The 7,558-nt window shown below is 61.9% G+C and carries 10 protein-coding genes and 2 pseudogenes; 2 read left to right on the top strand and 10 right to left on the bottom strand.

Annotation, left to right across the window (positions count from 1 at the left end; translation table 11 throughout):
• Nucleotides 1-87: 87 nt before the first annotated feature.
• The 7 genes and pseudogenes from VMJ11_RS21630 to VMJ11_RS21600 all read right to left on the bottom strand — a co-directional run.
• Nucleotides 88-243 (bottom strand): annotated as a pseudogene (locus VMJ11_RS21630) (BrnA antitoxin family protein); the annotation flags it as partial.
• A gap of 40 nt (nt 244-283) precedes the next feature.
• On the bottom strand, nt 284-532 hold the full coding sequence (locus tag VMJ11_RS21625; RefSeq protein ID WP_028215506.1) for a DUF2442 domain-containing protein: 249 nt from the start codon (nt 530-532) through the stop codon (nt 284-286).
• Nucleotides 516-758, bottom strand: coding sequence for a DUF4160 domain-containing protein (locus VMJ11_RS21620; RefSeq protein ID WP_028215507.1), 243 nt, complete (start codon nt 756-758; stop codon nt 516-518). The genes VMJ11_RS21625 and VMJ11_RS21620 overlap by 17 nt, the downstream gene beginning before the upstream one ends.
• Nucleotides 759-1,076: 318 nt before the next feature.
• Nucleotides 1,077-1,361, bottom strand: coding sequence for a substrate-binding domain-containing protein (locus VMJ11_RS21615; RefSeq protein ID WP_325621594.1), 285 nt, complete (start codon nt 1,359-1,361; stop codon nt 1,077-1,079).
• Nucleotides 1,358-1,657, bottom strand: a complete 300-nt coding sequence (locus tag VMJ11_RS21610) for a hypothetical protein (RefSeq protein WP_325621592.1) — start codon at nt 1,655-1,657, stop codon at nt 1,358-1,360. The genes VMJ11_RS21615 and VMJ11_RS21610 overlap by 4 nt, the downstream gene beginning before the upstream one ends.
• A gap of 345 nt (nt 1,658-2,002) precedes the next feature.
• Entirely contained in the window at nt 2,003-4,024 is a 2,022-nt protein-coding gene (locus VMJ11_RS21605) for an eCIS core domain-containing protein (protein ID WP_325621590.1), read from the bottom strand.
• A gap of 276 nt (nt 4,025-4,300) precedes the next feature.
• Nucleotides 4,301-4,813, bottom strand: a pseudogene (locus tag VMJ11_RS21600) (ATP-binding cassette domain-containing protein); the annotation flags it as partial.
• 108 nt (nt 4,814-4,921) lie between these two features.
• Between VMJ11_RS21600 and VMJ11_RS21595 the strand changes: the two are divergent.
• Nucleotides 4,922-6,163 carry a DUF2252 family protein gene (locus VMJ11_RS21595; protein ID WP_325621588.1) on the top strand — a complete coding sequence of 414 codons (1,242 nt, stop codon included), beginning with the start codon at nt 4,922-4,924 and terminating at the stop codon, nt 6,161-6,163.
• 204 nt (nt 6,164-6,367) lie between these two features.
• Nucleotides 6,368-6,904 (top strand): DNA-binding protein, encoded by a 537-nt coding sequence (locus VMJ11_RS21590; protein ID WP_325621601.1) that lies wholly within the window; start codon nt 6,368-6,370, stop codon nt 6,902-6,904.
• 54 nt (nt 6,905-6,958) lie between these two features.
• On the opposite strand, the gene VMJ11_RS21585 is transcribed toward VMJ11_RS21590, so the two are convergent.
• The 3 genes from VMJ11_RS21585 to VMJ11_RS21575 all read right to left on the bottom strand — a co-directional run.
• A complete protein-coding gene (locus tag VMJ11_RS21585) occupies nt 6,959-7,021 on the bottom strand; it encodes a BBE domain-containing protein (RefSeq protein ID WP_325621599.1) in 63 nt (20 codons plus the stop codon).
• Entirely contained in the window at nt 6,999-7,364 is a 366-nt protein-coding gene (locus VMJ11_RS21580) for a hypothetical protein (protein WP_325621586.1), read from the bottom strand. Before VMJ11_RS21580 ends, VMJ11_RS21585 begins: the two co-directional genes overlap by 23 nt.
• An 11-nt stretch (nt 7,365-7,375) precedes the next feature.
• A partial coding sequence (locus VMJ11_RS21575; RefSeq protein WP_325621584.1) for an integrase core domain-containing protein occupies nt 7,376-7,558 on the bottom strand: 183 nt, incomplete at its 5' end.

Below are 7,558 nucleotides of genomic sequence, written 5' to 3'. Positions count from 1 at the left end.
AACGCCACCACGGCTTCATAGCCGTTGATCATGACGGGGCGAATCCGCGGCCGGCGATCGATCATGACTGGCACCTTTGGTGTTGGATCAGCGCGCGTCGAGTGGATGCTCTTGCAGAAACGTCCGAAGTGCTTCGTTCATGCGTGTTTGCCAGCCTTCGCCCGTTGCCCTGAACACTTCGACAATGTCCGCGTCGTATCGCATTGTCAGCTTGATCTTTGGATTCTCGAGCGGTGGCCGCCCGATGCGTTTCGGGGGCACCATTTGCGAATTGCCCATCGCATCAGGCCGCGTCGGCGTGACGATGCGTCATGTCGCCACGGCCCGCAAGCAGACCGTCAACAGAGATGTCCTCGTCGATCTCGTCCCAATGCAGCCCCCCTGCGCTGATTTCGTAATGCAGCCGCTGCTCGGGCGTTGCGTGCAAGAGTCTCGGAAACCAGGCAAGCGGAACGCCGAGCGTGCGCCCATCCTCCAGCTCCACCCACATCGCGAAATCGTCGAACCGCAGCTCTCTAGCTGAAGTGCTCATTCCACCTCCTTTCGATCAGTTCGCGGTTCTGTTCCACCGCATCCATCAGCAGTGCCTGCTCCTTCGCCGAAAACCCTGAACTGCTGGCCACACGCACGTCGGGATAGAGCCAGATCTTCGCCACACTTGAGCCCAGCTGGGCGTGAATGTGAACCGGCTCGCGCGGGTCGCCTTCATTCGAATAGAAGAAGAACCGGATACCGTTGTATCGAAAGACGACAGGCATTGACAACCCCGCATAGATTGCAATTATTGTACCGTCAATAAGTCAGTGCCCAAAGGAGTTTCTGACGGTACAAAAAGGCGCGGCGCAGCGCCTCACGACGAGCTGCCCGTGACCATCGGAATTCAGCCGGAACGCAAACCGCACTGGCAGCTTATGCTCCAATCGGCTCTTTCGGTGCCGCGACCGGCGCGCTGGTAAGTGTGTGACGCACGCTGCGGCAGGATGCGCAGCAGCGTGACCCGCTCCTTGCACGCCCTTCTCGCGTCTCACACGAGGCCTGCAGGGAAAACAGCACACCTTGCGTCGCGCAAACGCCCGTCAAGTCTGAACAAGCTCAAGCCCCGGCAGGTTGTAGTTGATCGTCTGCGCGGCGATCGCGAGCGGCACGCTGATGATCTGCGGGTGCTTCATCGCGTCGGCGTCCGACATGAACGCATCGGATGCGCCGATGTTCACCTTGCCCGCGATCACCTGATCGATCCCGGCCTGAGAACCGGTTGCGCCGACGGAGAGCCGCACGTCCGGATGCGCCTTCGAATAAGCGTCGCGCCAGGTTTCGAACAGCGGCGCGAGCAGTGTCGAGCCGGTTTCGGTCAGCGTCACCTGCTGCGCATGCGCCTGCCGATCAGGCTGGCAGCCGAAACGAGGCAGTTTTGCGCAGCGCCAATGCCGAACTCGCGCGAGATCAGCGGCAACGCGACGTCGGTCATGAACACGACGAAGCCTTCGAAGAACTTGCCGGCCGCTGCGAGCGACCAGATGCGCCATTGCATCGCCGTCATCGGCGAGCGCAGCAGCCGGGTACCGTCCGGCCAGACGGGGCATTCGTCGATGTATTCCTGCACCGATTTCGCGCCGGCTCGGGACGCTGCGACAACGGTCGCCGTTTGATCCGCCATGTCAGGGATTCCTCGGTTATTCAGTACTTGCGTCGCTGGTCGGCAACCTGATCGGGGGCGCCCAGGCAACCCCGTCACGGATTCTAGGAATCGATTGATGACGCTTCTGTGAAAAGCTGACGCAAAGGTTGTCATACGACGGGGGGCGGCGGGCTCAACCGCCCCCACGCCGAGCGGAGGGAAGGAGTCGTTCGACTGCAGCCCCAGACACCGCTGCGGTGTCCACTACTGCCTGTTGACCGGGCCTCAAAGCGCTCGCTCAGGGTTGCGCCGGAAATTGGCCAGGCTGAAGGAACAGGTCAAACCGGTCCTCCATGTGCCACGGTCTGCTCGCGGACCGGGCGCTCACGGCGCGGGGTTGAGGCGGCTGAGCATGTGCGCCACAAGCTCCCTGACCAGGTCATCGTCGTCGTTGCTCATCCCCTGCAAGTCACGGATCAGCTGATTTTTCAGGAACGGATTGGCGTCGGCAATCTTGTACATGGCAAGGATCGCCGACATGCGCACCTTGTAGGCATCGTGTGTCAGATTCTCCCGGACCTTGCGGTAATTGCGGATCGGCTCTTCGGTGCCGTGTGTCGCCGGCCCGTAAATGGGAACTGAGTAGATGGCCGTCCTGGAAACGTTTCTGCCCTTCCCCAGATCGAATTTCTTGCCTTCGACCAACAAGTACTCACGAGACAGCTTCATCCCGATGAACTGGAGATCCTGAAGGGTAACTTCCAGATCGCCACCCGAAGTCGCGTCTACCCAGAAGTCCGATTGGACGGTCACAGTCGCCCATATCGATTGCGCGGGAGCATCGTCCGCCAGTTTGTTGAACGCGGCCTCCTGCTGCGTCAGGGCCTCCTGCAGCGCCGGGTCGATTTTCTTCTTCCGGAGATCGTCATAATTTTCCTTATGAATGTGCACTTCGGGCGGAAAGAGCAACATGAGCCCGAACTGCAGCAGCAATCCCGGGGCTTCCTCGGCCAGGAAGCGCCCCGCGCTCCTGAACCGGGACGCCTCGATGCCGATACGCGCCGCGTCCCCTCCGCCTTCTCCGACCGGCGGCGTCTCCACTTTTGGCTGGGTCGCCGGACCCTCGCCCGAAACGGCTTTTGGGTCCGAAGCAGGATGAGTGGCCGGCTCTTTGCCCACTTGCACAGGTTTTGCCGGCGGAGCGTCGCCGCCCGGTTTGAGCTCTGTCTTTCCCGGAGTCTCCCTGGTGGCGGCCTGGCCTGCGTCCTGCTCCACTTTCGCCGCCGCCTCTGCCGCGTCCGCTGCGGCCTTGTCCTCCGTGGCTTTCAGCTTGGCCTTTTGCTTCGAGCTCATGCCACGTCTCTTGGGAATGTTGGGATCGGCGTGCTTCACCCGCAGCTGCTCGGCCTCGTCGATGAACTGCGTTTCCGTCTGCGGCTTGGTATCGGGGATGCCCTGACCGGGCCGACCCTGCCGCGGCCCCTTTCCGGGCACGCGCGTATTGTCCCAGGGCAGGCGCGCTCCGGCGCTCTCAAGCCCCGCCCGCATCTCCTTCTCGAAGGCCTCGACGTTTGTTTTGCTGCGCGCGCGGATCGTCCAGACGTCCGCGGCGAGCTTGCGGCTCCATTTGTTCCCCGCGGCCACATACTCGCCGAAACGACCGGCGATGTCGTCCACCGTTGTCTTTCCGACTTTGAGGAATTCGCCTGTCGTGGCGTCCCGCAAGACATAAACGATCTGCGTCTGACCGCCCTCGAACTCCAACGCCTTGCGCCACGCAGAGTTCGTCAGGTCGATCTCGATATGCTGCTTCGATATCACAATCCTGGGAGGTCCCCGCTGGATCGCCGGCGCCGCAAGCGGGGAGGGCGTGGCAGTGCCCGCGCGCGCCTGCTGCTCGGAGGAATGCGCCGCGTCCAGCACCGGCGCCCCGGCAAGGTCGCGGTCGTCGAAGGCGGCCTGCTGGATAACGTGGGTCAACTCGTGAAAAAGGATCGCGTGTCCCTCAGCCGTCGCGGGATCGATCGCGCCGTCTCGCGCGACAATGTGCCGGCCCAGGGTGAAAGCCGGCGCGCCGACCGCCAAAGCCGCCGCCTCCGCCTTTGGGCCGCAATGCACGCGAACTTTCCCGAAATCGTGCCGGAAGCGTTGTTCGGCCATGTGGCGCGCCCCGGGCGCGAGCGGCTCGCCGGGCACTCGCACGAACGGTTCGGCGACTCCATCGTCCTCACGCTGAAATACGGGGATCGTGCCGAAATCCCATGCGGGGCCATGCGGCGTCGCCTTGTTCTCCACCGCCGGTTGGACTGGTTGTTCGAGCTCCGCCGGCTTCTGCTGGCGCGCCGTGCGGTTGGTCGAAACGTCCGTTCCTTTCGCCTGTGACCTGGCGATCTTCGGAGCAAACATGGCCGCCCTCCCGAGGAACCTGACGGGCTTTGATTTTAGCCCTTCTACTGTTGTAGATCACCGGCAGCCTTGAGGGTACGTTCGGTGCAGAGGGCGCGAGGTCAGCACGCCGTTATCGATTCGCCCCTTCCTTTGGGGGAATCGTTGCGTCGCCCTTGAGCGGCGGCCGACCCATATGCGCCGCTCGCAAACGGCACAACATCGACATCCCCCTCACCTTCCCCGCGGCAAACAGCCGTCGGCTCCGATCGGGCATCAAACACTCATTGGGTGTACTCAATGCGCAAAACTGATTGGCATGCCGCCGTCCGGATGCGCAACCGTGCCCATCGGAATGCCGTAGATCGCACTGAGCGTGTCGGCGCGCATCAGTTCTGCGGAAGGACCGTGCGCGAGCAGGCTGCCGCCCTTGAGCGCGATAAGTTCGTCGCAGAAGCGGCCCGCCATGTTGATGTCGTGCAGCACGACCACCACGCCGATGCCTCGTTCCTCGCTCAAGCGCCGCACCAGCGCGAGCACTTCGATCTGATGCGCGATATCGAGCGCGAAAATCGGTTCGTCGAGCAAAAGGCAATCGCTGTCCTGCGCGACGAGCATCGCCAGCCACACACGCTGACGCTCTCCGCCCGAGAGGCTGTCGACGGCGCGATCGGCAAAGCCCACCACGTCGGTCTGCTCCATCGCTTCGAGCACTTTGCGCGTGTCGGTGCATGAGAAGCGGCCGAGCGCACCGTGCCACGGGTAGCGACCGAGTGCGACCAGTTCGCGCACGGTCATGCCATCGGCGGACGCTATCCACCTTCGACAACGTGGCACAAGGACGGCACGCCATTTGCTCTGACACGCGCCATGACGTCGCATTGACGTATGCCATCAAGGTCACAAAAAGGACCAGACATGTCCAGTCAGAAGAAAAGTCGCAGGCGTGAAAAGAGGACGAACGCGTTGCCCAAGCCCGCCGAACGTGCGGAGTTGCTCACCGGGCAGCGCCGTCTGAAGATGGCGCGCTCACCACACGCCTACGTGCGCGGCAACACGGCCCAGTTCTACGAATGGATCGTCGAGGCGAACGGCGACTCGCTGCCACACGGCCCGGCAATCTGGATTTGCGGCGACTGCCACACGGGTAATCTCGGACCCATCGCGAATCAGGATGGCGAGGTCGAAGTCCATATCCGCGATCTCGATCAGACCGTGATCGGCAATCCGGCGCATGACCTCATCCGCCTCGGGCTCTCTCTCGCCACCGCCGCGCGCGGCTCGTCGCTTTCCGGCCTCACGACCGTGCATATGCTGGAGGCGCTCGCAGCAGGATATGAATCAGCGTTCAGGCCGAAACAGAGGAAGGCGAAATCGCCTGATCGGCCCGAGCCGGTCCATCTCGCGATGAAAATGGCGGTACGCCGCTCATGGCAGCATCTCGCGGAAGAGCGTATCGAGGATCTCGAACCGACGATTCCGCTTGGCAAGCGTTTCTGGCCACTCACCCGCGACGAGCGAAAGGCTATCGACGGACTCTTTCGCGACGACGTCATTGCGAGTTTGCCCACGGGCCTGCGTGGCCGCAACGACACGGGCAAGGTCGAGGTGCTCGATGCGGCGTACTGGGTCAAGGGCTGCAGTTCTCTCGGCAGGCTGCGTTATGCCGTGCTGCTCGATGTGGACGGCGGAGTCATCGAAGGCGACGATCTGTGTCTCATGGACATCAAGGAAGGCGTGAAAGCGGCCGCCCCGCGCTATGAGAATGCGTCGATGCCTCGCGATAACGCCGAACGCGTGGTGGAAGGCGCACGCCATCTCTCACCCTTTCTTGGTGAGCGCATGCGTGCGGCGCGCATGCTCGATCGTGCAGTGGTGATTCGGGAGTTGTTGCCACAGGATCTGAAACTTGAAGTCGACGAACTCGACAGGGAGGAGGCGCGCAAGGTCGCGTTCTATCTGGCGGCAGTGGTGGGTAAAGCACACGCGCGTCAGATGGATGCGCCGACCCGACGCGGTTGGCTCGCCGAACTTCGCCGCGGTCGCTCGAAGACCATCGATGCACCGCTGTGGCTATGGACCAGCGTCGTCCAGCTGGTGAGCAGTCACGAAGCCGGCTATCTCGAACATTGTCGACGCTACGCCACGGGCGTGAATTGATCGCTGGTTCCTCTTCGAGGCCGCCAGCCGTCGTAACGCCTGAGCTGAGTTTTGAACCGCCTGTGATGAAGCCCCCGCAGGCCGCCCTATCTGATCACCGTGAAGATCGGCGACAATTCCGCTTTCATTGCGTTGACGAGGTCATTGCAGTCCAGTCGCCTGAATGACGTCAACGCAAGTCAGTCACGCAGCCGGAGGAGTGAAGTGGCAATAATCGGAGTCATGGGTTCGGGCAAGGCAGAATGGCCGGATCTCTCGGTACCACTCGGAAGATGGATAGCTGAACGCGGATTCGACCTGCTCACCGGCGCAGGCCTCGGCGTGATGCTCTCTACCGCTCGCGCGTTCTCGACCACGGATGGGCGCAAAGGCCGCTCCATTGGGATTATGCCAAGCGAAGCACATCCCACACTTGGCTTCGCGCCGCTCCCCGGGTACCCCAATCCCTATATCGACTTGCCGATCCTCACACCGCTGCCACGCAAACACCCGGATGCACCGGATGACGCGTTGAACAGAAACTACGTCAACGTGCTGACGAGCGATGTCGTGATCGCCCTGCCAGGTAGCCAGGGCACATTGGATGAAATCCAGTTGGCCGTGCGCTTTGCCAAGCCGCTGATTTGCATCGGACCAGCCAACGCCTTTGAGGGCGTCCCGCCTGGTACGAGAATCGTCTCTGAACTCGCAGACGTATACGCGTTCGTGCTCGCGAAAACAGGAGCATTCGAGCAGCTTTGACAGTTCGGCGCGGGTCGCGCCGGCACGCATCAACCGCCTGAATCCGTATGCACACTATGTCGGCCGAATGTTCTGGTTCACGCGGAAGAGGTTGTCAGGGTCGAACTCGCGCTTGATTGGCAGACAGACGCGAGTAGTTGTCGCGGAAGCTGGCCCTCACTCGCTCCTCGCCCTCCTCCATCATGAAGTTCACATACGCCCCTCCGGCCGAATAGGGATGCAATGCGGTCTGATAGTCGCGAGCCCACGCATTGATTCGATCCGAATTTGCGGCATCGGGGTCGACACCGGCGAACACCGCCGCCCAGCGTGCATCCCGATAACTGAACGCGGTCTCGTTGCGGCCCACCCTGTGCGCGGCTCCGTCTATTGGATAGAGGTGCATGGTCGAGTGCATCGTCGGAAGCCGTTCGGCGTATTCAGCGTGCAGCGCGTGTATCGGCCCGGATTGTTTGGACACGGTTTTGGGACTCAGGCGGCCTGTTTAAACATCCGTGCCTGACGGGCTTCGATGGGTGACATGAAGCCCAGTTTTTCCAGCCGCCATTCTCGGTTGTAACGATCTTTGAAGTCAACGACAGCGTCACGAACTTCATCAACATTCCTGAAGATACGCCCGTGAATCGTTTGTTCTTTCATGGTCCGATTGAACCG

Source organism: Paraburkholderia sp., from assembly GCF_035501035.1.
In the GTDB taxonomy this organism is placed as follows: Bacteria; Pseudomonadota; Gammaproteobacteria; order Burkholderiales; family Burkholderiaceae; genus Paraburkholderia.
The sequence above is the reverse complement of the archived record's forward strand: the minus strand, read 5'-3'. Positions and strand labels throughout refer to the sequence as shown.

What these genes read in the sequence shown, in the direction of transcription:
- VMJ11_RS21625 (WP_028215506.1), bottom strand. Translation starts at nt 532, where the DNA reads ATGAGCACTTCAGCTAGAGAGCTGCGGTTCGACGATTTCGCGATGTGG.
- VMJ11_RS21620 (WP_028215507.1), bottom strand. Translation starts at nt 758, where the DNA reads ATGCCTGTCGTCTTTCGATACAACGGTATCCGGTTCTTCTTCTATTCG.
- VMJ11_RS21610 (WP_325621592.1), bottom strand. Translation starts at nt 1,657, where the DNA reads ATGGCGGATCAAACGGCGACCGTTGTCGCAGCGTCCCGAGCCGGCGCG.
- VMJ11_RS21605 (WP_325621590.1), bottom strand. Translation starts at nt 4,024, where the DNA reads ATGTTTGCTCCGAAGATCGCCAGGTCACAGGCGAAAGGAACGGACGTT.
- VMJ11_RS21595 (WP_325621588.1), top strand. Translation starts at nt 4,922, where the DNA reads ATGTCCAGTCAGAAGAAAAGTCGCAGGCGTGAAAAGAGGACGAACGCG.